Consider the following 22,356-nt stretch of genomic DNA (forward strand, 5'->3'; position numbering starts at 1 on the left):
GCCGCTCCCGCTCCCGTCGCGCCACCGGCGCGTCCCGCGGCGGCCGGAGTCCGGGAGGTGCTGGCCGCGGGCGGGGCGCCCGAGGCGCTGGCCGTACCGGTCGCCGAGACGCTCGGCGAGCGTGCGGCCGAGGCGCTGCGCGAGGACCCCTGGCAGCTGCTCGCCGTCCCCGGGGTGCGCCCCGACCAGGCCGATGGGTTCGCGCGCGCCCTGCTGGGGCCGGAGTGCGGGCCGGACGACGAGCGCCGTTCGCAGGCGCTCACCGGCTGGCTGCTGGAGCGCGCCGCCCTCGAAGGGCACACCGCGCTGGAGTCCTCCGCGCTGCGGGCCGCGCTCGCCAAGGTGTCCGTGCCGGACCCGGACGAGGCGCTGCGGGCGGCCATCGCGGGCGGCGGGGTGCTGGTCTTCCAGGACGCTCTGGAGGCGCCCGCGGGCGCCCGGCCGCCCGTACCCGCCGCACCCGACGACGAGGCCGAGCAGCCGGTCCGGGTGCTGCTGGGGCTCGACCGCTACGCGCTCGCGGAGGAGAGCCTGGCGGACGGCTTCGCCCGGCTGATCTCGACGTTCGCCGACGCGCACAAGGACGAGGCGCCGGACTGGGAGGCGGCCGCCGGCGCCGCGCCGTCCCCTTCCGCCGCCGAGCTGATCCGTACCGTCGCGGCGCACGGCCTGGTCACGCACAGCGGTGGCGAGGCGGCCCGCGCCGAACCGGCCGCGCTGGTCGCCGCCGCGCAGTCCATGGGGCTGCGGGTGTGCGCCGCGGCGCACAGCGAGGACGGCAGGCGGCGGCTGGCCGCGGAGGTCGGCGCCGACGCGGCCGTCACCGTCGCCGGGCTGCTCTCCGGCGGCGAGGGCCCGGGGCGCGACGAGGACGGCGCGCTGGCGGTGGACCTGATCGCCGTGCTGGACGCGCCCCAGCTGGACGTGGAGACGGCGGCCATGCTCGTCGAGTCCCTGCCGGACGGCGCCCGGCTGGTACTGAGCGGGGACCCGGGCGTGCTGTGGTCGGCCGGGCCCGGCCGGGTCTTCGCGGACCTGGTGGCGGCCCGCCGCTGCCCGCAGGTGGTCTCCCGTACGCCCGACCCGGGGCCGATCGGCGAGCTGGTCTCGGGCATCGGCATCGGCGAGCTGAACCAGGTGGAGGCGCCGGGCAAGGAGGTCGTGATCGTCCCCGTGCGCGACCCGGGCGAGGCCGTGCACCGCACCGTGCAGCTGGTCGCGGACTCGGTGCCGCGCGCGATCGGCGTGCCGTCGGAGCAGACCCAGGTGATCACGCCCGGCCATGGTGGCGCGGCGGGGACGCGTGCCCTCAACGCGGCGCTGAAGGAGCGGCTGAACCCCGGCCCCGGCCGGTTCGCCGGTTTCGACCCGGGCGACCGTGTCGCCTACAGCCCGGCGCCGGGCCGTGCCCTCCCGGGCACCGTGGTGTCGGCGGACGCCGAGGGGCTGCGGCTGGACTGCGCGGGTGCGCCGGTGGTGGTGCCCCGTGAGCAGGTCGGCGACCTGGTGCGGCACGGCTGGGCCCTCACCGCCCATCAGGCGGCCGGAATGCGCTGGCCCGCCGCGGTCGTGGTGCTGCCGGGGGACGCGGCGCCCGGGCTGACCCGGGCCTGGGTCTACACCGCCTTCGGCCGGGGCGAGCGGCATCTGTCCGTGGTGCAGGGCGCGGAGGCGGCGCTGCCCCGGGCCGTCGCGGAGATCCCGTTCAAGGACCGCACCACGCGCCTGCGGTCCCTGCTCCAGACCCAGGCGCCGCCCACCGGATGACGGGCGAGACGGGCGGTACGGGCCCTGCGGCCGCGGGGGTGCGGCCGGAGGGCCCGGGGTGCGGCGGTGCTGCCGGGTTCAGCTCCCCGGGCCCAGCACCTCAAGATCGTCCTCGTCGTCCAGCTCCTCGTCGAAGACCGAGCTGACGTCGAAGCGGCACACGATCTGCTCGGGATCGGCCTGGTCGAACGGGGCGGACAGCCACTCGCCCGGTTCGGCGGGCTCTTCGAGGGCCGAGACCCAGAGGGTCGAGTCGCCCTCCTCCAGGCCGAACTCCTTGTGCCGGGAGGCGATCTCGTCCGGCTCGAACTCGCCGAACACGACGCCGAGAGCGGCATGGACGCTCTCCCCGGCACCGGCCGTCCCACCGCCCAGGCGGCCGCCTCCGGTGTCGAGGTCCGGATCCAGGTCGACGATGCGCTGCGCCTGCGACAGCAGCCGCTGCGGTTCGACGACCGCGTAGTCCCGGCGGATCAGCACGCTGAGCGCGCTGGGTTCGTCGGGGCCCGCATAGGCGGGCAGGCTGTCGTCGCCCGGGATTTCGAAGGGCGTGACCTCGTCGTAGGTGTCGTAGAGCAGCTCGTCGTACACCTCGGCTGCCGCGGCCAGTTCGTTGAACGCGGCGTAGACGGCCGGGTCGCCTTCCCCCGACCGGCGTTCGACGGCGTCGAGGTGACGGTCCAGTGCGGCTTTCACCGCTTCAGCGGCGGCGCGTACCTCGGCAGCGGATGGCTGCGCAGCATCAGACATAGTGCAGACGCTATCCGTACCAGGGCAGTTCCCGCACAATAGATGCGATGCCGGAATACGAATTCTGCGACGTGTATGTGCCACGCGGGGTGTCCCGCAACGCCGCTACCCGCCTGCTCACGGACCATGCCGAATACGGACACTGGGAGTTGGATCGACTGAGACTCAACCCCGACGGCAGCCGAAGAGTGCGGCTGCGGCGTCGAATCATCCGCCAGCTCCGCGCCACCTGGTGACGCACGGCGGGCCCCGCACGAGGCGGGGCCCGCTGTGATCCGACCGGATCAGCCCAGGTCAGACGGTATGGGCGAGGTCAGTGCCGCGCGGCGCGCGCCCGGCGGTAGAGCACCGTGCCCGCGAGCAGCATGCCCGCGGCGGCCGGGATGGCCAGTTCCACCGGTCCGGCACCGGTGTGGGCGAGCTGCTCGTTGCCCGTGAGGTGGGAACCGCCGAGGTGCGCGGCCGGGTCGACGGCGTGCGCCCCGGGCCCGTTGCCGTGGTCGCCGTTGTCGCCGTTGTTACCGGGGGTGTCATCTCCCGGGTTGTTCGGCTGACCGGGGTTGCCGGGGGTGCCGGGCTGGCCCGGGTTACCGGGATTGCCAGGGGTGCCGGGGTTCCCCGGGTTACCAGGGTTGCCGGGGTTCCCAGGGTTGCCCGGCGTGCCGGGGTTGCCGGGGTTGCCCGGCGTGCCGGGGTTACCCGGGTTGCCAGGGTTCCCGGGGTTGTCCGGGTTCTCCGGTACGGCCTCGACCACACCGTCGCAGTCGCCCCCGCCGCTGTTCCCGGCCGCGATCACACCGATGCTGTTCCCGCACACGGTGACCGGAACGTGCACCGGGGCCTGGACGTTGTTGCCGGAGCCGACCCCCGGCGACGTCCCGGTGCCGCCCTGGGCGGAGGAGCTCCCCGCCTGGGAGCCGCTGGACGAACTGCCGGAGCTGCCCGAGCTGCCGGAGTTGGCCGAGCTGCCCGAGCCCTGCTGCGCACCGCTGCCGCACCGGGCGTCGTTGAGGAACCCGAGGACGTTCACGGTGTTTCCGCACAGGCTCACCGGCACGTGCACCGGCGCCTGGATGTTGTTGCCCGACACGACGCCGGGCGAGTTCCCGGTGCTGCTGGTCGCCCCCGAGTCCGCGTGTGCGTAGCCTCCGGTCACGGCCAGCATGCCGCTCGCCGCCGCTACGGTGATCAGGCCCTTTTTCGCAACCTGTCGCATAACTTTTCGCTCCCCTGCCGGTGGCCCGGCCGGAACGCGTGCGGGCGATCTCGCGCCCGCACCCCCATGCCCGGGCGGTCCGGGAGTGCGCGTCGCGCGCATTCCCGGACCGCCGGCATCACGTTCCGGTGGACCGTGACTCAACGTCACGTGATCGATGCGGTAGTCGCCGAAGGCCGGGGTTCATCGTCCCGCCCCCTTTTCGGCTTCGCGGCCCGGTCACGAGCCGCACACCCCATGTAACGAGGAGGGAGCAATCAAGCTATCAAGCTACGACAGCATTCACCCTTTGTGATGCATTCAGTATGTGTGAACGATTAGGCCATCCAGGGCCCCTCAGCACGCGTCCAGGAACCGGTCGAGGACCCGCACGCCGAACTTCAGCCCGTCCACCGGAACCCGCTCGTCCACGCCGTGGAACATCCCGGCGAAGTCCAGCTCCGGGGGCAGCTTCAGCGGCGCGAAGCCGAAGCAGCGGATGCCGAGGTCGTCGAAGGACTTGGCGTCGGTGCCGCCGGAGAGGCAGTACGGCACGGCGCGCGCGATCGGGTCCTCGGCCTTGAGCGCCGACTGCATGGCATCGACCAGCGCCCCGTCGAAGGTCGTCTCCAGGGCCTTGTCCGCGTGCACGTCCTCGCGCTTGACCTTCGGGCCGAGGATGCGGTCGAGGTCGGCCAGGAACTCGTCCTCCAGACCCGGCAGGAAGCGGCCGTCGACATGGGCGGTCGCCTGCCCGGGGATGACGTTGACCTTGTACCCGGCGCCGAGCATGGTCGGCGCGGCGGTGTTCTGGAGCGTCGCCCCGATGAGCTTCGCGATGCCGCCGAGCTTGGCCAGCGTCTCGTCCATGTTGTCCGGGTCGAGCGGGGTGCCGAGCGCGTCGGACAGCTCGTCCAGGAAGGACCGTACGGTCTTGGTCACCCGGATCGGGAACTTGTGTCGCCCGAGCCGCCCGACCGCCTCCGCCAGCTCGGTGATGGCGTTGTCGTTGTTGGTCATGGAGCCGTGGCCCGCGGTGCCGTCCACCGTGAGCCGCATCCAGTGCATGCCCTTCTGGGCGGTCTCGATCAGATACAGCCGCAGGTCCTCGTTGACGGTGAAGGAGAAGCCGCCGACCTCGCCGATCGCCTCCGTCACGCCCTCGAACAGCTCCGGGTGGTTGTTGACCAGGTGCCGCGCCCCGAACACGCCGCCCGCCTCCTCGTCGGCGAGGAAGGCGAGCACGATGTCGCGCGGTGGCTTGCGGCCGGTGCGCAGCCGCTCGCGGACGACCGCGAGCGTCATGGCGTCCATGTCCTTCATGTCGACCGCGCCCCGGCCCCAGACGCAGTCGTCGACGATCTCGCCGGAGAAGGGGTGAATGGTCCAGTCCTCGGCGTTGGCCGGTACGACGTCGGTGTGGCCGTGGATGAGCAGCGCGGGCCGGGACGGGTCCTCGCCCTCGATGCGCGCCACCGTCGAGGCCCGGCCCTTGCGGGATTCGAAGATCTGCGGTTCGAGCCCCACCTCGGCGAGCTTCTCGGCGACGTACTCGGCGGCAGCCCGCTCACCGGGGCCGGAGTGATCGGGGCCGTAGTTACTGGTATCGATCCGGATCAGATCGCGGCACAGATCGACGACCTCGTCCTCGCCCCTGACCGTTCCGGCTTTCGTCCCGCCCGATTGCGACTCACTCACGCTGCCTCCTCGTCGTTCCCTGCCCCCGGGCCGGGTCCACCCGGACCGGCCCACCGCGGGGCCACTCCGCCATCCTCCACCCCCCGACGCCGCAGCCCAAGGCCGCAATACCGCCGTCATGCCCCCGTCACACAGCGGCGCCCCACCGGCGGCCCGGCGGCGACCCATCGGCCGCCGCCGTCCGCGGGGCCGTCCGCGTGATCGAGCACGCTCTGATGTTTGCTATGGTTTTCCACGTCGGAACGGCCGCGGGCCGGGACGGCAGACACCTGGTCCGGGTGGCGGAATGGCAGACGCGCTAGCTTGAGGTGCTAGTGCCCTTTATCGGGCGTGGGGGTTCAAGTCCCCCCTCGGACACCAGCTAAGACCCCTGCCCAGCAGGGGTTTTCTGCATTTCTGGGCAGGTGACCCGGCGCCTGAGCGCGGCCTGAAAGTCTCACGTGCGTGGAGCTGGGCCCTCCTGTAGGGCAAGGGCCCCGGATTGCTCCGCGCCCTTCTCGATCTGGGCCAGTCTTACTTCGGCAGTTGCGCCACGGCCGCGTTCGCCATGGGCGCCAGGGCCCCTGCGGCGGGTGAGATCTGGCGCACCCCCGGCCTTCCCGGGGCCACCCGGGCGGGGCCGTGAGGCTGCACGGCCGTTACCCCCTGGGGGTATTTGACGCAGTCGCGGCGGCAGGATAACCTCGTGTCACGGAGATACCCCCAGGGGGTATATAGGGAAGGGGAACCGCGATGAGCGAGACGAACTGGCACCTCAAGGGCGAGTGGTTCGACGTATGCAGCTGCTCGATGCCCTGCCCCTGCACCTTCGCGCAGGCTCCGACAAACGGCGCCTGCCTGTTCACGCTCGTATGGCAGATCCATGAAGGGCACTTCGGGGATGTACGCCTGGACGGCCTGGGCGTCGTGGCGCTCGGCGAGTTCGCCGGAAACATGTGGGTGGACGACCCTGACGCCACGATGACGGCGATGTTCTACATCGACGCGAAGGGGACGCCCGCACAGCGGGACGCCCTGGAGAAGATCTTCCGCGGCAACGCCGGGGGATGGCCGGGCACGTTCGGTTCACTGATCAGCCAAGTGCGCGACGTGCAATACGCCCCGATTCACTTCGACGCCGCGCCGGATCTCGCATACTGGCGCGCGGCCGTGTCCGACAAGGTGAGTGTGGGCGCCACGGCACTGACCGGTCCCACCTCGGACCCCAGGCGCCGGGTGCAGTTGATCAACGCCCCTGGGGCGGAGGTGGGGCCCGGCCAGGTTGCGACATGGGGTGTGGTGAGCGCGGACCACGCCGAAGGCTTTGACTTCTCCCGCGAGTACCGAGGCGGGTCCAGCAAGCACTTCCCGTTCGACTGGCGGCCCGACGCATAACAACCCAGGCAAAAGCTGTCCCCCGTAGGGCAAGTACGGTGGACAGCCCGGCATTCGGGCCCCGGCATGACGCAGACCTGCGCTGCCGGGCCCGGCGGCGAGGCATGCGTCATCTCACTCCGCGCCAGACCACTCCTTTGAGTGACCACCTTGGAGCGATTCAGGCGATACGGTCTTGTCGGACGATCCGGGCCCTTTATGGATGGCGCGTCGGTCGCCGTGCTCCTCGTCGTCACATGGGCGCCACCGCTGCCCGACATCACGTCAAGGGGGCCTAGTTGCAGGCACCACAAAGTGTTCCGAACCGCATCGTCCCCGACCGGCACGATACGGCCGACGCACACATGGAGGGCGAGGGGGCCAGGCTGGCTTTCCTTCAACGGGCGATCAGCGACATCGGTACCACGTTGAACCTCGGCCACGCGGCTCGCCTCCTGGCCGCCTCGGCTGTTCCGGGGTTCGCCGACTTCGCTTCGGTTCATCTCCACGATCATGTGACCGCATCGGAAGACGACTCCACCGCACGGAATCCGCGCGCCGCCTCGGTGATGCACCGCGTGGCCGCCGTCCACCATGACGACCCGGGGCACGGGGAGGGACTCCAGGCGGGGCAGACCTTCGCCTACCCATCCGGCACGGCAATGGCCCGGTTTCTCGCACTCATCGAGCCTGTCCTCATTCCCCGGGTCGACCGGGACATCCTGCGGAAGCTGCCGGCGGAACTCGACAGCCCGTCCGCCCGGTCGGTGCTCACTGACTCTTCCGTCATGCTGGTGCCGCTGACCGTGCGGGATTCGGTCCTTGGTTTCCTGGTCTTCGGACGCAAACCAGGGCGCCCCGCATTCCTCCCGGCGGACCTGGCCGCCTGCCAGGAGATGGCCGAGCGGGCGGCCCTGTCCCTGCACAACGCCCGCCTCTACCACCACCAGGCCAGAACCTCAGCCGTGTTGCGGCGCAGTCTCCTGCCCATGCTGCCGCCGCATCTGCCAGGGGTGGAAATCGCCTACCGGTACCACCCGTACAGCCGCACCACGCAGGTGGGCGGCGACTGGCTGGACGCCATCCGGCTGCCCGGCCACCGGGTCGGCCTGGTCATCGGTGATGTGGCAGGTCATGGATTGCATGCGGCCGTGGCGATGGGCCAACTGCGCACCGCCGTCAAAACCCTCGCCACCCTGGACCTTCCCCCCGCGCAGTTGTTGCTCCGCCTCGACCAGTTCGCCCAAGGGCTCGACCAGACCATCCTGGCCACGTGTCTGTATGGCATCTATGACCCCCTCACCCGCCGGGCCACCTTCGCCAGCGCCGGGCACCTTCCACCCATCCTGGTGAGCCCGGACGGCAAGGATGAACTGCTCCAGGTGCCCGTCAGCGCGCCGATCGGGGTGGGAAGCCCCGCCATCGACACATTCGAGCTGTCCATCGACCCCGGCAGCCTTCTCCTGATGTGTACCGACGGTCTGGTGGAGACCCGCGAGGAGGACATCGAGGAGGGGCTGTCCGCCGTGCGCCGCAGCCTCACCACCCCCCACCTGTCGCTGGAGGAAGCGTGCGACGCACTCCTGGGGCGACAGCACCCCGGCGGCCGGCACGACGACGCCGCCGTGCTCATGGCCCGCCTCCACGGCGTTCCCCACGGCAGGATCGCCACGTGGCCTCGCCCGCAGCGGCCCGAGCAGGTGCGCATCGCCCACTGGTCACAGGAGTGAGGACGCGCTGAACCGGGAGCGCCGGGAGGGCGGTCACGCGCTGCGCGCGGGGACCGGTTCGTCGTGCACCACGCGGGGCACCGGGCGGGCGGCGAGGCGTGTGACGCGGGCGACGGGGGGCTCGGGTTCCGTCCGCGCCTCGGCGCGGGCGGCCTTGTCCGTGCTCCACAGCCACGCGATGTCCCGGGCGAAGGACCAGATCAGCGAGGTCAGGGCCAGCAGTACGGCCGCGAGGTTCGCGGGGGCCGGGAGGAGTCCGGTGGCGGCCACGAGGAGGGCGACGCCCTGGAGGGCGGCGACCGTCTTGCGGGCCATGCTGTGCGGGAGCGGCGCGTTCATCCAGGGGAGGAAGCGGGCGGCGGCGACGAAGGCGTAGCGCATGGCGCCGATCAGCAGCACCCAGGGGCCCAGTGCGGTGGCGACGTAGACGCTGAGCACCAGGATGAGGATGGCGTCGACCTCCATGTCGAACCGTGCGCCCAGCGACGAGGAGGTTCCGGTGCGGCGGGCCACCTGGCCGTCGACCGCGTCGAGGATCAGGGCCACCGCGGTGAGCGCGGTGAGGACCGCGACCCGGGGCGGGCTCGTGAAGGAGTCGGCGACCAGCGCGGTCACGCCCCCGACGAGGGTGGCCCGGGCCAGGGTGACGCGGTTGGCGGCCCCGAAGGAGGACAGCCAGGAGCGGGAGACGGCGCGGGTCAGCACGGCCCAGGAGACGGCCGCGAAGGCGAGGCCGGTGAGCCAGCCCGCGGGCCCCAGGTCGAGCGAGGCGCCCAGAAGCGTGAGCAGGAGGATCTGTACGCCCGCTCCCGCCGCCGTCTCCTGCCGCAACAGCCTCGCGTTGTGTGTGTGGTTCAGGGCCACCGGGCACCCCTCCGGCTGTGTGACAGTGTCGATTGGCGCCGCGTAGCGTGTGCGCGGCTTGATGATGTCCCGTACGTGGCGCGTCTCCCGTTTGTTCAGCGCGATGCGTGGCCCGTTGTTTCAGCGCAGAGTTTCTGCTCGATTCCCAGGAGGACGCAGATGGAGCGCGTCGCCCGTGCTTTCTGGCTCAACTCCCCCGGTCACGGTGGGATACGGGATGTGGTGCTGCCCGAGCCCGCCGAGGGTGAGGTGGTGGTGCGCACGCTGTGCTCCGGTGTGAGCCGCGGCACGGAGGCGCTGGTGTTCCGGGGCGGGGTGCCGGAGAGCCAGTACGGCGCGATGCGGGCGCCGTTCCAGGAGGGCGACTTCCCCGGGCCGGTGAAGTACGGCTACCTCAATGTGGGGGTGGTCGAGGAGGGGCCGCGGGAGCTGGTGGGCCGTACGGTCTTCTGTCTGTTCCCGCACCAGACGCGGTACGTGGTCCCGGCGAGCGCCGTGACGCCCGTACCGGAGGGCGTGCCCGCCGAGCGGGCGGTGCTGGCCGGGACGGTGGAGACCGCGGTGAACGCCCTGTGGGACGCGGCGCCGCTGCTCGGCGACCGGATCACGGTGATCGGGGCGGGGATGGTCGGGGCGTCGGTCGCCGCGCTGCTGGCCCGCTATCCGGCCGTGCGGGTCCAGTTGGTGGACGCCGACCCGGCGCGCGCGGAGCTCGCCAAGGCGCTCGGCGTGGACTTCGCGCTGCCGGAGGAGGCCGAGGGGGAGCGGGATCTGGTGGTGCACGCCAGCGCGAGCGAGGCGGGTCTCGCGCGCTCCCTGGAACTCCTCGCCCCGGAGGGCACGGTCATCGAGCTGAGCTGGTACGGCGACCGCCGGATCAGCGTGCCGCTGGGCGAGGCGTTCCACTCGCGCCGGTTGACCGTGCGCAGCAGTCAGGTGGGGACGGTGTCCCCGGTCCGGGGCGGCCGCCGCGGCTACGCGGACCGGCTGGCGCTCGCGCTGGAGCTGCTCGCCGACCCCGCGCTGGACGCGCTGGTCACCGGGGAATGCGCGTTCGAGGAGCTGCCGGGGGTGATGGCCCGGATCGCCGCCGGTGAACTGCCGGGCCTCTGTCACCGGGTGCGGTACTGAGGCGCGCGCAAAGCCGTCTGAACAAGGCTGAGCTGCGGCTGAACACGGGGAAGGCATCGGCCGTACTAGAAGCCGAGATGTGCCGCCGGACCGGGAGGGCCGTTGTTCAGCATCACCGTCCGCGATCACCTGATGGTCGCCCACAGCTTCAGCGGAGAGGTCTTCGGACCCGCGCAGCGTCTGCACGGCGCCACGTTTCTGGTGGACGCCACCTTCCGGCGCGCCGCGCTGGACGACGACAACATCGTCGTCGACATCGGACTGGCCACCCAGGAACTCGGCGCGGTGGTCGGCGACCTCAACTACCGGAACCTCGATGACGAGCCCGCCTTCAAGGGGATCAACACCTCCACCGAGTTCCTGGCCAAGGTCATCGCCGACCGGCTCGCGGAGCGGGTGCACGCCGGGGCGCTCGGCGAGGGCGCGCGCGGCCTCGCCGGGATCAAGGTGACCCTGCACGAATCGCACGTCGCCTGGGCGAGTTACGAGCGTGACCTGTGACCGCGCACCTCGACCATCCCGGGAGCCTGCTGGGCCTCGGCGGCGGAGCCGTCCCGCCGCCGGTGCGCGAAGTGCACGTCGTCATGCCCGGCGGGGTGGACGACCCGGCCACGCCGAGCGGCGGCAATACGTACGACCGGCGGATCTGCCGGGAGCTGCCCGGCATCGGCTGGGACGTCCGCGAGCACACGATCGCGGGCAGCTGGCCGCAGCCGGGGCCCGTGGCGCGCGCCGAACTGGCCCGGCTCCTGGCGGAGCTGGCGGACGGCAGCATCGTGCTCCTCGACGGCCTCGTGGCCTGCGCCGTCCCCTACCTCGTCGTTCCCGAGGCGGAACGGCTGCGGCTCGGGGTGCTGGTGCATCTGCCGCTGGGCGAGGAGACGGGGCTCGCCCCGGGCCGGGCGGCGGACCTGGACGCGCTGGAGCGCAAGACGCTGCGCGCGATGCCCGCGGTGGTGGCCACCAGCGGCTGGGCGGCCCGTCGGCTCGTGGCGCACCACGGGCTGGCCCCGGGCCGGGTCCATGTGGCCGCGCCGGGTGCCGATGTGGCGCCGCAGGCGTCCGGCACGGACGAGGGCACCCGGCTGCTGTGCGTCGCGTCGGTGACGCCGCGCAAGGGGCAGCACCGGCTGGTGGAGGCGCTGGCCGAGGTGGCCGATCTGCCGTGGACGCTGGAGTGCGTCGGCGGTCTCGGCCAGGACCCCGGCTATGTGGAGCGGCTCCGCGAGCTGATCGAGGCGTCAGGGCTCGGCGACCGGGTGCGGCTCACCGGGCCGCGCGGCGGCGCGGAGCTGGAGGCGAGCTTCGCCGGTGCCGATCTGCTGGTGCTCGCCTCGTACGCCGAGACGTACGGGATGGTGGTGACCGAGGCGCTGGCGCACGGCGTTCCGGTGCTGGCCACCGCCGTGGGCGGGATTCCGGAGGCGCTCGGGCACGCGCCCGAGGGCAGCGTGCCGGGCCTGCTCGTCACCCCGGACGACCCGGCCGCGCTCACGGCGGCGCTGCGCCGCTGGCTGGGCGATCCCGATGTACGCCGCCGACTGATCACGGCCGCCCGTGGCCGGCGCACCGCGCTGGACGGCTGGCACACGACCGCATCGGACCTGGCCGGTGCGCTGGAACGACTTCGCCGCGAACCCCGGAGGGCCGCGTGACCACCACCGATACGCCTCACTACGCGCCCGAGTGGCTGGAGTTGCGCGAGGGGGCGGACGCCGCCGCCCGCGCGGCCGAACTGCTGGAGCCGTTGCGGGCCCGTCTCGCGGAGACGGCCGGACGCTCCGTCCGCGTGATCCATGACCTGGGCTGCGGCACCGGTTCGCTGGGCCGGTGGCTGGCGCCCCGGCTGGACGGCCCGCAGGAGTGGGTGCTGCACGACCACGATCCCGGTCTGCTGGAGCTGGCCGCCGAGCGGGCGCCGCGTGCGGCCGCCGACGGCAGCCCGGTCACGGTGCGCACGCGCCGCGGTGACCTGGGCTCGCTGACCGCGGCCGATCTGGCGGGTGCGTCGCTGGTGACGGCCTCCGCGCTGCTGGACGTGCTCACCGCCGAGGAGATAGAGGGGCTCGCCGCGGCCTGTGCCGGGGCCGGTTGTCCGGTGCTGCTGGCGCTGTCGGTGGCGGGGCGGGTCGAACTGGCCCCGGAGGACCCGCTGGACGCGGAGATCGCGGAGGCGTTCAACGCCCACCAGCGCCGCTCCGGTCTGCTNAGGCGTTCAACGCCCACCAGCGCCGCTCCGGTCTGCTCGGGCCGGACGCGGTCGCGGTGGCCTCCGAGGCGTTCGCCCGGCACGGTGCGACCGTACGGACGCACGCCAGCCCCTGGTTGCTGGGCGGCGGAGAATCGGCGCTGGCGGCGGAGTGGCTGCGGGGCTGGGTGGGCGCGGCGGTGGAGCACCGGCCGGAGCTGGAACCGCGTGCCGAGACGTATCTGCGGCGGCGGCTGGCGGAGTGCGCGGCGGGCGAGCTGCGGGTGGTGGTGCACCACGACGACCTGCTCGCGCTGCCGCGGCCCGTGAGCCCCGGGCCGACGGGCGGAGTGTCATGAGCGCGACGATCCGGGGCCGGCTGGGCACCCTCGCCGGAGCGGCCATCATCGCGGTGCTGCTGTGGCAGATGGGCACCGGCGCCTTCGTGGAGGGCTTGCGCCGCATCGACGGAGTCACCCTGCTGGCCGCCCTCGGACTGGGCCTGCTGACCACCGTGTTCAGCGCCTGGCGCTGGTGCGTGGTGGCGCGGGCGCTGCGCATCCGGCTGCCCCTGGTGCAGGCCGTCGGCGACTACTACCGCTCCCAGTTCCTCAACGCGGCGCTGCCCGGCGGCGTCCTCGGCGATGTGCACCGCGCGGTACGGCACGGGCGCACCGAGGGCGATGTCGCCCGGGGCGTGCGCGCCGTGGTGCTGGAGCGGACCGCGGGTCAGGTGGTGCTGGTGATGGTCGGCGTGGCGCTGCTGTTCGCCCACCCCGCCCTCGCCCTGTCCGAGGGCGGGCGGATGCTGCACGCCGTGGCCACGACGCCCGGCGCCGCACCCGCGCTGCTCGCGGTGTGCGGGCTCGGGGCCGTGGCCGTCGTACGGCTGCGCCGCAGGCCCGGCACCTCGCGGGGGCGCCGGGCGCTGCGCGCCGCGCTCACCGAGGCGCGGCTCGGGCTGCTGGCCCGCGCGAGCTGGCCGGGGGTCGTGCTCTCGTCCGCGGTGGTGCTGGCGGGCTATCTCGGGATGTTCCTGCTGGCCGCGCGGGCAGCGGGATCAACCGCCCCGGCGGCCCGGCTGGTGCCCATCATGGTGCTGGCCCTGCTCGCCATGGCGCTGCCGCTGAACGTCGGTGGCTGGGGTCCCCGCGAGGGCGTCACCGCGTGGGCCTTCGGCTCCGCGGGCCTGGGCGCCGCCCAGGGGCTGACGGTCGCGGTCGTGTACGGGGTCCTCACCTTCGCCGCGAGCCTGCCCGGTCTGGGTGTGCTGGTCGGGCAGTGGGCCGTCCGGCTGCGGCGTCCCCAGGTCGAGCTCGAAGAGGGTGTCCTCGCCGAGGTGGGCCCGGCGGGTCCGGGGGCGCAGGGCGTCGCGCATGACGGGGGTGCCGTCGAAGCGCAGCCCCGGGATGCCGTCGCCGAGCAGAACCGGTGCCACGGTGACGTACAGGCGGTGCAGCGCGCCGTCATGAAGAAAGCGCGACACCGTGACGCCGCCACCCTCGATCAGCACCCGGCCGAGTCCGCGCGCCGCAAGCGCCTCCACCAGGCGCTGCGGCGTGAACGCGGCACGGTCCGGCAGGGTCAGTACGTCAACTCCGTCCGGCGCCGTCCGCCCGTCGCCGGTGTCCGCTCCCACCACCCACAGGGTCGGCGCTGAGCCGTCGGTGAAGACCCGGCGATGCGGAGGTACCCGGCCGTGCGGATCGAGGATGACGCGCACCGGATGCGGTCCGGAGCAGGCGCGCACGGTGAGCTGGGGGTCGTCCGCGACGGCGGTCCCGGCCCCGACCACCACGGCGTCGGTGAGGGCGCGCAGCCGGTGCAGATGGCACCGGTCCTCCTCGCCGGTGACGTAGTCGGCGTCGCCGGTGCGGGTCGCGATGAAACCGTCGAGGCTCTGGCCGAGCTGGGCGATCGTCAGCCGCGGCCCGGCGAGGCACAGCGGCAGATAGCGGTCGGCGAGTTCGTCCGCCTCCGGGGTGGCGTCCTCGCGCCAGCGCACCGCGCCGCCCGAGCCGCGCACCAGACCGGCGGCCCGGGCCTCGGCCACGGTCCGTATGGAGTGCAGGCGCTCCCAGGCCCGTGCCGTGTCCAGCGTCGTCATCGCGTCTCCGTTTCCTGTCGCTCGCCGACCCGCTCGCCGGCCCGCTCGCCGACCGGAGAGTCGCCGACCACGGAAAGGTACTCGGCGAAGGATTCGGTGAGTGCGGCGAGAAGTTCCTTTCCCTTGGCGGCGGATGCCAGGGAAGGGCGGCCGATGACACCGGACTCGGTGTACTCGGCCATACCGAGAGTCAGCAGATGCTTCCGGTCGTCGGCGAGACAATCGGAGGTTTCATAACCGGGACGGACGAGTTCGGGATGGGCATGCAACAGGATGGAGGTCTCCACTTCTCCCCCGTGCATATCGCTGTACGACGGGGTTTGGACACCGGCCCTGGTGCGGGCCGTGTCCCAGTCGGCCGAGCCCGGGAAAAGCGCCATGCGGGTACCGGTGCCGGCGGATTCCTGAACAATGTTGCGCAGGACGTAATTTCCGCCGTGTCCGTTCACCAGAATCAGCGAACCGACACCGGAGCGGCGCAGCGATCCGGCGATGTCGCGCACCACGGAGTACAGGGTCGCGGCGGAAATGGAGACGGTACCGGGCCAGTCCGCGTGCTCGTGCGAGCAGGAAACCGTGACGGGCGGGAGGAGTTGGACCGGATACGCAGCGGCGATCTCCCGGGCGATGGTGCAGGCGATGACCGTGTCCGTCACCAGCGGGAGATAGGCGCCGTGTTGCTCGAAGCTGCCGATGGGCAGGACGGCGACACCGGCCCCCAGGGCCCGCACCTCCTCCGTGGTCGTCGGCGGCAGGAGCCCCGAGGCCCACTGGTCCGGCGTTTCCGAATCACTCATGTGCTACGGGCCTTTCGTTCTTCGTGTTACGGGATGCGCGGCCAATCACCCGGCCGACTTTGCCATTTTCCCCTACGCCACCCGGCGTTTACCAGATAGGGTTGCAACATGACAGTAAGTGATAGCGTGTTGGTCGACAGCACTCGTCGATCGGATGTCGAACGAGTGGTGAATCTCCGGCTGTCCACCGTGCACGGCGATTTTCTCGCCTACGGCTACCAGGACCACAATCGCGGAGATGAACAGATCGCGCTGGTATACGGCGACGTCAAGGGCGAGGACGCCCTGACGCGCGTGCATTCCGAGTGCCTGACCGGAGACGCCTTCGGTTCCCGGCACTGCGAATGCGGCGACCAACTGTCCGCGGCGCTGCGCGCCATCGTGAGCGAGGGGCGGGGCATCCTCGTCTACCTCCGCGGCCACGAGGGCCGGGGCATCGGCCTGCTGGCCAAGCTCCAGGCGATGCAGCTCCAGGCGGAGGGCCTGGACACGGTCGAGGCCAACCTCGCGCTCGGCCTCCCGGACGACGCCCGCGACTACCAGGTGGCGGCGGAGATGCTGCACGACCTCGGGGTGCGCTCCATACGGCTGCTCTCCAACAACCCGCGCAAGCGGGAGGCGCTGCTGCGCCACGGCATCAAGATCAGCGAGCAGGTTCCGCTGCTGATCCAGCCGTGCGAGGAGAACCTGCCCTACCTGCTGACCAAGCGGGAGCGGATGGACCACTACCTGCCGCACCTGGACGGTGTGCTGTCGTCCGTCGACGGCGGCGCCGAGCGGTCCTGAACGGCGCGGGGAGCCGGTGGCGCCGACGACGCGGCGGGCCTGCCGCACCGTCGGCGCTCCGGAGGCACTGAGGCGAGAACAGGCGATCAGTGCACATATGTCCGATGATGTGAAGCATGGACGTGGAGATCACGCTCCGGGTGGACGGTACGGACCACCGGCTCACCGTCGACACCCGTACGACGCTGTTGGACGCCCTCCGCGAGCGGCTGGGGAACACCAGCCCCAAGAAGGGCTGTGACCACGGCCAGTGCGGCGCCTGCACCATCCTGCTCGACGGCCGCCGCGCCCTGGCCTGTCTGGCGCTGGCGGTGGCCCACCAGGGCGCCGACGTCGTCACGGCCGCGGGCCTGGTGAACGGCGGGGACGGGGCGGGCGACGGGCTGCATCCGCTCCAGCGCTCGTTCATCGCCCATGACGCGTTCCAGTGCGGCTACTGCACCCCCGGCCAGATCTGCTCGGCGGTGGGCATGCTGCGCGAGGCGGCGGCGGGCTGGCCGAGCGCCGTGGCCAAGGATCCGAACGCCGCCGATGTGGTGCTGGACGACGAGGAGATCGCCGAGCGCATGAGCGGCAACCTGTGCCGCTGCGCCGCGTACGCCAACATCGTCCCGGCCATCGCCGATGTCGCACACCGGGACGAGGTGGCGGCGCACCGGGACGAGGGGGCGCGCCGATGAAGCCCTTCCGCTACGAACGCGCCGACACCGTGGCGGCGGCCGTGACCGCGCTGGCCGAGCATCCGGAGGCGGCGTACCTGGCCGGTGGCACCAACCTGGTGGACCTGATGCGCCTGGAGGTGGCGACCCCCGAGGTGCTGGTCGACGTGCGGCGGCTCACCTCGGACCGGATCGAGGAGCTGCCGGACGGGTCGCTGCGCATCGGCGCCGCCGTCCCCAACAGCGATCTGGCCGCCGACCGGCGGATCCGGCGGCGCTATCCGGTGCTGTCGCAGGCCGTGTTGTCGGGCGCCTCGGGCCAGTTGCGCAACCTCGCCACCACCGGCGGGAACCTGTTGCAGCGCACCCGCTGCGCGTACTTCCAGAACGTGACCACCCCGTGCAACAAGCGCGAGCCGGGGTCGGGGTGTTCGGCGCTGGAGGGCTATCAGCGCGACATGGCGATCCTCGGCGCCTCGCCGTCCTGTGTGGCCACCCACCCCTCCGACATGGCGGTCGCGCTGGCGGCGCTCGACGCGACCGTGTGCGTCCAGGGTGCCGACAGCCCCGACGGTGAGCTGCGCATCCCGCTGACCGAGCTGCACCGGCTGCCCGGCGACAGCCCCGAGCGGGACACGGTGCTGCGGCGCGGGGAGCTGATCACGGCCGTGGAGCTGCCGCCGCCCGACTTCACCGCCACCTCCCGCTACCGCAAAGTGCGCGACCGCGCCTCGTACGCCTTCGCGCTGGTGTCGGTCGCCGCCGCGCTGGATGTCGCGGACGGCGGCACCGTACGGGACGTCCGCATCGCGCTGGGCGGAGTGGCGCACAAGCCGTGGCGGGCGTGGAAGGCCGAGGAGGCGCTGCGCGGTGCGCCCGCGACCTGGGACAGCTTCCGGGACGCCGCCTCGGCCGAACTGGCGCAGGCGGAGCCGCTGCCGGGCAACGCCTTCAAGATGGCGCTCGCCCGCAACACCGTCGTCGCCACGCTGCTCGATCTGCTGGAGGACGCCCGATGAGCGAGGTCAGGGAGCGGCCGCGGGCGGTCGGCGCGCCGCTGCGCCGGGTCGACGGCGCGCTGAAGGTCACCGGCACCGCCACCTACGCGTTCGAGTGGCCCGTCGAGCACCCCGCCTATCTCCACCCGCTCCAGGCCACCATCGCCGCCGGGCGGATCACCGGGGTGGACACGGCCGCCGCGGAGGCGGCGCCGGGGGTGCTGGCCGTGCTCACCCATCTCACCGCGCCGCGGCTGACCATCCCGGACGATCCGGAGCTGGCGGTGCTCCAGTCCGACGAGGTGGCCTGGCGCGGGCAGTTCACCGGCGCGGTGGTCGCGGAGACCCCCGAGGCGGCCCGGTACGCGGCGGGCCTGGTGCGGTTCCGCTACGAGCAGCGCCGCCCCGACACGGTGCTGCGCGAGGACCGGGACGACCTCTACAAGCCGCTCAACGCGGCCCAGTTCGGGCAGGGCGGCGGCGAACTCCAGGACGGCTCCCCCGCCGACAGCGTCGTCGGCGACGCCGACCCGGCGCTGGCCGCAGCGCACACCGTGCTGGACGCCACGTACACCACGCCGATGTACCACAACAACCCGATGGAGCCGCACACCGCCGTGGTCACCTGGACCGACGGCGAGCTGCTCGTGTACTGCTCCACGCAGGGCGCCACGATGAGCCGCGACCTGATCGCCGCCACCCTGGGGCTCCCGCCGGGCCGGGTGCGGGTGGTGTCCCCGCACGTCGGCGGCGGCTTCGGATCGAAGGTGTACCCGCACGCGTACGCGGTGCTCGCCGCGATGGGGTCGCGGACCGTGCGCCGGCCGGTCAAGTTCACGCTGACCCGCCAGCAGATGTTCGCGCTGGTGGGCTTCCGCCCGGCGTCGATCCAGCGGATCCGGCTCGGCGCGGACGCCGATGGCCGCCTGACCGCCGTCACCCATGACGTGGTCGAGCAGACCGCCCGGGCCAAGGGGTACGCCGACCACACCGCCGTGTGCACCCGGCTGATGTACGCCGCCCCACACCGCCGCACCACCCACCGGCTGGCCCCGCTGGACATCCCGGTGCCCACGATCATGCGGGCGCCGGGCGAGGCGCAGGGCATGTTCGCGCTGGAGTCGGCGATGGACGAGATGGCGATCGCCTGCGGCATGGACCCGGTGGAGTTCCGCATCCGCAACGAGCCGGACGTCCACCCCGAGTCCGGACTGCCGTTCTCCAGCCGCCATCTGGTGGCCTGTCTGCGCGAGGGCGCCCGCCGCGCCGGATGGGAGCGGCGCGATCCGACGCCCCGGGCGCGCCGCATGGGGCGGTGGCTGATCGGGACCGGGGTGGCCGCGTCCACGTACCCCTCGCCGCGCCTCCCGGGGAACGCGGCGACGGTCCGGGTCGCGCCGGACGGGCACTGCACGGTGCTGATCGCCGCCGCCGACCTGGGCACCGGCACCTGGACGGCGCTCACCCAGATCGCCGCGGACGCGCTGGGCGTGCCGGTGGAGCGGGTGGAGCTGCGCATCGGGGACACCACCCTGCCGAACGCCTCCCCCGCCGGTTTCTCCTCCGGCATCAACAGCTGGGGCTCGTCGATCGCGGAGGCCGCCCTCCGGTTGCGGACGCTCCTGGAGACCGAGCACGGCGACGTGGTTCCGCCGGACGGCCTCGAGGTCACCGCCGACATGCCCGCGAACACCGACGCCGAGCGGTACGCGATGCACAGCTTCGGGGCGCAGTTCGCCGAGGTCCGGGTGGACGCGGACACCGGGGAGGTCCGGGTGCCGCGGCTGCTCGGGATGTTCGACGTGGGCCGGGTCATCAACCCCAGGACCGCGCGGTCGCAACTGCTGGGCGGCATGACGCAGGGCATGTCGATGGCGCTGTACGAACACAGCGTGCTGGACCCGCGGTTCGGCCATGTGGTCAACCAGGACTTCGCCCAGTACCACATCGCCGCCAACGCCGATGTGCACGCGATCGAGGCGCACTGGGTGGACGAGACGGACCCGCACACCAATGTGATGGGCGCCAAGGGCCTCGGCGAGGTGTGCATCACCGGCACGGCGGCGGCCATCGCCAACGCGGTGCACCATGCGACGGGTGTGCGGGTGCGCGATCTGCCGATCACCCTCGACAAGCTGCTGTCCGAGCCCTGATCTGTGGCGCCTGACCCCTGATCAGGCCCAGGCGCCGTCCGCGGCCGCCTCCCGCGCGGAGTCGGCGAAGTCGCGCGGCGCACGGCCGAGGGCCCGGTGGACGCCGTCCGTCACCCGCGCGTTGCGGCCGTCCAGGAGCGTGCCGAACAGCTCGGTCAGGAAGGCCACGAGGTCGTCGGAGAGCCCGTAGCCGCTCAGCAGCGCCCCGTATTCCGCCGCGGAGACCGGCGCGTAGCGCACCGCGCGGCCGCTCGCCCGGGCGATCTCCGCCGCCACCTCGGCGAAGGTCAGCAACCTCGGGCCGGTGAGGTCGTGGATCCTCCCCGCGTGCTGCCCGTCGCCGGTCAGGGCCGCGACCGCGACCTCCGCGATGTCGTCGGCGTCGATGAAGGGCTCCTTGACGTCCCCGGCGGGGAAGACGATCTCGCCGCCGAGCACCCCGTCCCGCAGGATGCCCTCGCTGAAGTTCTGGAAGAACCAGCTCGCCCGGATGACGGTCCACTCGGCACCGTCCACCGCCACGGCCCGCTCGGCGGGCAGCGTCGCGTCCATGCCGCGCGCGGAGAGCAGCACCAGCCGCCGGGTGCCGCCGCGGACGGCCTGTTCCGCGAAGGCCCGGAGGGTGTCGGCGGCGCCCGGGTCGGCGATGTCGGGGTAGTACGCGAGGTACGCGGCGCCGGTGCCGCGCAGCGCGGGCGCCCAGGTGGCGCGGTCCTCCCAGTCGAAGGGCGGCTCGCCGCCGCGCGAGCCGATCCGGACCGGCCGTCCGGCGGCGGTCAGCCGCTCGGCGATCCGGCGGCCGGTCTTGCCGGTGCCGCCGAGCACCAGCGTCGTCGGGTGCTGCGTCTGCTGCGTCGTGGTGTGCCGCGTCGTGGTCATACGGACAGTCAACTGGGCCGTAGTGAGACGTTCCATGGCCGAGAGGCTCGCCCGCATAAGCGTGCGTCTACGATGTGCGGCATGGACGCGCTGGCGAACCTGCTGGACGGACCGCGGGCCCGGGAGGCGTTTCTGCTGCGGGCCGTGATGGAGCCGCCGTGGTCGGTGCGGATCGAGGACCGGGCCCCGCTGTGTCTGATGACGATGGCGCGCGGCGAGGCGTGGGTGGTGCCGGACACCGGTGCACCGCGGCGGCTGGGCCCGGGGGACGTGGCGGTGGTGCGCGGCCCGGATCCGTACACGGTGGCGGACTCCCCGGACACCCCGCCGCAGGCGTGGATCCTGCCGGGCGAGGAGTGCCGGACGGCGGACGGCCGGGACCTGGCCGAGGCGATGGCCCTGGGGGTGCGCACCTGGGGCAACCGCGCGGACGGCTCCACGACGCTGCTCATCGGCACCTATCCGCTGGACGGGGAGATCAGCGCGCGGCTGCTGGACGCGCTGCCGCCACTGTTGGTGCTGGACGGCGAGGTGTGGGACTGCCCGCTGATGCCCTGGCTCGGCGAGGAGATCGTGCGGGACGAGGCGGGGCAGTCGGCGGTCCTGGACCGGCTGCTGGACCTGCTGCTGATCGCCGTGCTGCGGGCCTGGTTCGCCCGGCCGGAGGCGCGGGCCCCGGCCTGGTACCGGGCGCTGGGCGATCCGGTGGTGGGCCGGGCGCTGCGGTTGCTCCAGAACAACCCGGCGCATCCGTGGACGGTGGCGGGGCTGGCCGCGAAGGCGGGCGTCTCGCGGGCGGCGCTGGCCCGCCGCTTCACCGCGCTGGTGGGCGAGCCGCCGATGGCGTATCTGACCGGCTGGCGGCTGGCGCTCGCGGCCGATCTGCTGCGCGAGCCGGACGCGACGCTGACGGCGGTGGCCCGGCAGGTGGGGTACGGCAGCGCCTTCGCGCTGTCCGCGGCGTTCAAGCGGATACGCGGCGTCAGCCCGAGGGAGCACCGCGCCCGCGGTTCCGCGGACCCCGCGGGCTGACCGGCTGCCCGGGGCCGTACGGCCGTACGAGACGCCGGCTCACCCCGTGGGCGCGCCGCGTTCCCCACCGCGCACCGCCCGCATCCCCGCCGCGGGGCCCCGCAGGCAGCCGTCCGGGCCGCAGGTGGTGGCGCGGTCGTAGAGGTCCATGAGGCGGCGGACGCCGCGGGCGACGTCGTACCGCTCGACCGCGTCCGGCACCGGGTACCGCCGCGGACCCGCGGCCAGTTGGCGGCGGAGCGCGTCGGCGAGGGCGGCCGGGCCGGGGG

Annotated in this window: 19 protein-coding genes, 1 tRNA gene and 3 pseudogenes; 15 read left to right on the top strand and 8 right to left on the bottom strand. The window is 73.0% G+C overall.

Translation table 11 applies throughout. The features are described 5' to 3' along the window. Positions 1-1,767 (top strand): helix-hairpin-helix domain-containing protein (locus tag EEJ42_RS24390; RefSeq protein ID WP_123102919.1); only part of this gene is annotated, 1,767 nt, incomplete at its 5' end. Positions 1,768-1,845: 78 nt separating this feature from the next. On the opposite strand, the gene EEJ42_RS24395 is transcribed toward EEJ42_RS24390, so the two are convergent. After that, the gene (locus EEJ42_RS24395) at positions 1,846-2,517 is read right to left on the bottom strand and encodes a hypothetical protein (RefSeq protein WP_123102887.1); all 672 of its coding nucleotides are present in this window, start codon (positions 2,515-2,517) and stop codon (positions 1,846-1,848) included. A 47-nt stretch (positions 2,518-2,564) separates the two neighbouring features. On the opposite strand from EEJ42_RS24395, the gene EEJ42_RS24400 reads away from it, so the two are divergent. Further along, positions 2,565-2,753 (top strand): DUF5703 family protein, encoded by a 189-nt coding sequence (locus tag EEJ42_RS24400; protein ID WP_079038522.1) that lies wholly within the window; start codon positions 2,565-2,567, stop codon positions 2,751-2,753. Between the two features lie 77 nt (positions 2,754-2,830). Here EEJ42_RS24400 and EEJ42_RS51110 read toward each other — a convergent pair whose 3' ends face one another. Both EEJ42_RS51110 and EEJ42_RS24410 read right to left on the bottom strand, forming a co-directional pair. Further along, positions 2,831-3,733 (bottom strand): chaplin, encoded by a 903-nt coding sequence (locus EEJ42_RS51110; RefSeq protein WP_184503249.1) that lies wholly within the window; start codon positions 3,731-3,733, stop codon positions 2,831-2,833. A 336-nt stretch (positions 3,734-4,069) separates the two neighbouring features. Further along, the gene (locus tag EEJ42_RS24410) at positions 4,070-5,410 is read right to left on the bottom strand and encodes a M20/M25/M40 family metallo-hydrolase (protein WP_123102889.1); all 1,341 of its coding nucleotides are present in this window, start codon (positions 5,408-5,410) and stop codon (positions 4,070-4,072) included. A gap of 272 nt (positions 5,411-5,682) precedes the next feature. On the opposite strand from EEJ42_RS24410, the gene EEJ42_RS24415 reads away from it, so the two are divergent. The 3 genes from EEJ42_RS24415 (at position 5,683) to EEJ42_RS24425 (ending at position 8,493) form a co-directional block, all read left to right on the top strand. Beyond that, a tRNA-Leu gene (locus EEJ42_RS24415) sits at positions 5,683-5,770 on the top strand. Positions 5,771-6,142: 372 nt separating this feature from the next. Next, complete coding sequence (locus EEJ42_RS24420; protein ID WP_123102891.1) at positions 6,143-6,784, top strand: DUF1326 domain-containing protein; 642 nt, start codon at positions 6,143-6,145, stop codon at positions 6,782-6,784. Between the two features lie 494 nt (positions 6,785-7,278). Next, the gene (locus EEJ42_RS24425; protein WP_184503250.1) at positions 7,279-8,493 is read left to right on the top strand and encodes a PP2C family protein-serine/threonine phosphatase; all 1,215 of its coding nucleotides are present in this window, start codon (positions 7,279-7,281) and stop codon (positions 8,491-8,493) included. Between the two features lie 33 nt (positions 8,494-8,526). Here EEJ42_RS24425 and EEJ42_RS24430 read toward each other — a convergent pair whose 3' ends face one another. After that, positions 8,527-9,357: a CDP-alcohol phosphatidyltransferase family protein gene (locus EEJ42_RS24430; RefSeq protein WP_123102895.1), complete on the bottom strand. Its 831-nt coding sequence runs from the start codon at positions 9,355-9,357 to the stop codon at positions 8,527-8,529. A gap of 159 nt (positions 9,358-9,516) precedes the next feature. Between EEJ42_RS24430 and EEJ42_RS24435 the strand changes: the two genes are divergently transcribed. From EEJ42_RS24435 to EEJ42_RS51115, 5 genes and pseudogenes are all read left to right on the top strand, one after another. Continuing rightward, entirely contained in the window at positions 9,517-10,488 is a 972-nt protein-coding gene (locus EEJ42_RS24435) for a zinc-dependent alcohol dehydrogenase (RefSeq protein ID WP_123102897.1), read from the top strand. 102 nt (positions 10,489-10,590) lie between these two features. Further along, entirely contained in the window at positions 10,591-10,989 is a 399-nt protein-coding gene (locus tag EEJ42_RS24440; RefSeq protein WP_123102899.1) for a 6-pyruvoyl trahydropterin synthase family protein, read from the top strand. After that, positions 10,986-12,143 (top strand): glycosyltransferase family 4 protein, encoded by a 1,158-nt coding sequence (locus EEJ42_RS24445; RefSeq protein WP_123102901.1) that lies wholly within the window; start codon positions 10,986-10,988, stop codon positions 12,141-12,143. The genes EEJ42_RS24440 and EEJ42_RS24445 overlap by 4 nt, the downstream gene beginning before the upstream one ends. A 134-nt stretch (positions 12,144-12,277) precedes the next feature. Next, positions 12,278-13,006 (top strand): class I SAM-dependent methyltransferase, encoded by a 729-nt coding sequence (locus EEJ42_RS24450; RefSeq protein ID WP_425472954.1) that lies wholly within the window; start codon positions 12,278-12,280, stop codon positions 13,004-13,006. Between the two features lie 97 nt (positions 13,007-13,103). Continuing rightward, a pseudogene (locus tag EEJ42_RS51115) lies at positions 13,104-13,868 on the top strand (lysylphosphatidylglycerol synthase transmembrane domain-containing protein); the annotation flags it as partial. Positions 13,869-14,141: 273 nt separating this feature from the next. Here EEJ42_RS51115 and EEJ42_RS53125 read toward each other — a convergent pair. Then, a pseudogene (locus tag EEJ42_RS53125) lies at positions 14,142-14,783 on the bottom strand (RibD family protein); the annotation flags it as partial. Further along, positions 14,780-15,580 (bottom strand): creatininase family protein, encoded by an 801-nt coding sequence (locus tag EEJ42_RS24460; protein ID WP_123102905.1) that lies wholly within the window; start codon positions 15,578-15,580, stop codon positions 14,780-14,782. The pseudogene EEJ42_RS53125 and the gene EEJ42_RS24460, both read right to left, overlap by 4 nt. Positions 15,581-15,688: 108 nt before the next feature. Between EEJ42_RS24460 and ribA the strand changes: the two genes are divergently transcribed. The 4 genes from ribA to EEJ42_RS24480 all read left to right on the top strand — a co-directional run bounded on the left by ribA (position 15,689) and on the right by EEJ42_RS24480 (position 20,176). Continuing rightward, the gene (gene ribA / locus EEJ42_RS24465; protein ID WP_123102907.1) at positions 15,689-16,366 is read left to right on the top strand and encodes a GTP cyclohydrolase II; all 678 of its coding nucleotides are present in this window, start codon (positions 15,689-15,691) and stop codon (positions 16,364-16,366) included. A 116-nt stretch (positions 16,367-16,482) separates the two neighbouring features. Then, the gene (locus EEJ42_RS24470) at positions 16,483-17,046 is read left to right on the top strand and encodes a 2Fe-2S iron-sulfur cluster-binding protein (protein ID WP_123102909.1); all 564 of its coding nucleotides are present in this window, start codon (positions 16,483-16,485) and stop codon (positions 17,044-17,046) included. Beyond that, positions 17,043-18,044: an FAD binding domain-containing protein gene (locus tag EEJ42_RS24475; protein ID WP_123102911.1), complete on the top strand. Its 1,002-nt coding sequence runs from the start codon at positions 17,043-17,045 to the stop codon at positions 18,042-18,044. The genes EEJ42_RS24470 and EEJ42_RS24475 overlap by 4 nt, the downstream gene beginning before the upstream one ends. Then, the gene (locus tag EEJ42_RS24480) at positions 18,041-20,176 is read left to right on the top strand and encodes a xanthine dehydrogenase family protein molybdopterin-binding subunit (RefSeq protein WP_123102913.1); all 2,136 of its coding nucleotides are present in this window, start codon (positions 18,041-18,043) and stop codon (positions 20,174-20,176) included. Before EEJ42_RS24475 ends, EEJ42_RS24480 begins: the two co-directional genes overlap by 4 nt. Positions 20,177-20,197: 21 nt before the next feature. On the opposite strand, the gene EEJ42_RS24485 is transcribed toward EEJ42_RS24480, so the two are convergent. Continuing rightward, a complete protein-coding gene (locus tag EEJ42_RS24485; protein WP_184503252.1) occupies positions 20,198-21,055 on the bottom strand; it encodes a Rossmann-fold NAD(P)-binding domain-containing protein in 858 nt (285 codons plus the stop codon). An 81-nt stretch (positions 21,056-21,136) separates the two neighbouring features. Between EEJ42_RS24485 and EEJ42_RS24490 the strand changes: the two genes are divergently transcribed. Further along, the gene (locus EEJ42_RS24490) at positions 21,137-22,087 is read left to right on the top strand and encodes an AraC family transcriptional regulator (protein ID WP_123102917.1); all 951 of its coding nucleotides are present in this window, start codon (positions 21,137-21,139) and stop codon (positions 22,085-22,087) included. A 39-nt stretch (positions 22,088-22,126) separates the two neighbouring features. Here the strand turns inward: EEJ42_RS24490 and EEJ42_RS24495 are convergent. Beyond that, positions 22,127-22,356 (bottom strand): annotated as a pseudogene (locus EEJ42_RS24495) (glycosyltransferase); the annotation flags it as partial.

It is taken from the genome of Streptomyces botrytidirepellens (genome assembly GCF_003721215.1).
In the GTDB taxonomy this organism is placed as follows: Bacteria; Actinomycetota; Actinomycetes; order Streptomycetales; family Streptomycetaceae; genus Streptomyces; species Streptomyces himastatinicus.

What these genes read in the sequence shown, in the direction of transcription:
- EEJ42_RS24480 (WP_123102913.1), top strand. Translation starts at nt 18,041, where the DNA reads ATGAGCGAGGTCAGGGAGCGGCCGCGGGCGGTCGGCGCGCCGCTGCGC.
- EEJ42_RS24475 (WP_123102911.1), top strand. Translation starts at nt 17,043, where the DNA reads ATGAAGCCCTTCCGCTACGAACGCGCCGACACCGTGGCGGCGGCCGTG.
- EEJ42_RS24400 (WP_079038522.1), top strand. Translation starts at nt 2,565, where the DNA reads ATGCCGGAATACGAATTCTGCGACGTGTATGTGCCACGCGGGGTGTCC.
- EEJ42_RS24460 (WP_123102905.1), bottom strand. Translation starts at nt 15,580, where the DNA reads ATGAGTGATTCGGAAACGCCGGACCAGTGGGCCTCGGGGCTCCTGCCG.
- EEJ42_RS24395 (WP_123102887.1), bottom strand. Translation starts at nt 2,517, where the DNA reads ATGTCTGATGCTGCGCAGCCATCCGCTGCCGAGGTACGCGCCGCCGCT.
- EEJ42_RS24490 (WP_123102917.1), top strand. Translation starts at nt 21,137, where the DNA reads ATGGACGCGCTGGCGAACCTGCTGGACGGACCGCGGGCCCGGGAGGCG.
- EEJ42_RS24420 (WP_123102891.1), top strand. Translation starts at nt 6,143, where the DNA reads ATGAGCGAGACGAACTGGCACCTCAAGGGCGAGTGGTTCGACGTATGC.
- EEJ42_RS24435 (WP_123102897.1), top strand. Translation starts at nt 9,517, where the DNA reads ATGGAGCGCGTCGCCCGTGCTTTCTGGCTCAACTCCCCCGGTCACGGT.
- ribA (WP_123102907.1), top strand. Translation starts at nt 15,689, where the DNA reads ATGACAGTAAGTGATAGCGTGTTGGTCGACAGCACTCGTCGATCGGAT.
- EEJ42_RS24470 (WP_123102909.1), top strand. Translation starts at nt 16,483, where the DNA reads ATGGACGTGGAGATCACGCTCCGGGTGGACGGTACGGACCACCGGCTC.
- EEJ42_RS24485 (WP_184503252.1), bottom strand. Translation starts at nt 21,055, where the DNA reads ATGACCACGACGCGGCACACCACGACGCAGCAGACGCAGCACCCGACG.
- EEJ42_RS51110 (WP_184503249.1), bottom strand. Translation starts at nt 3,733, where the DNA reads ATGCGACAGGTTGCGAAAAAGGGCCTGATCACCGTAGCGGCGGCGAGC.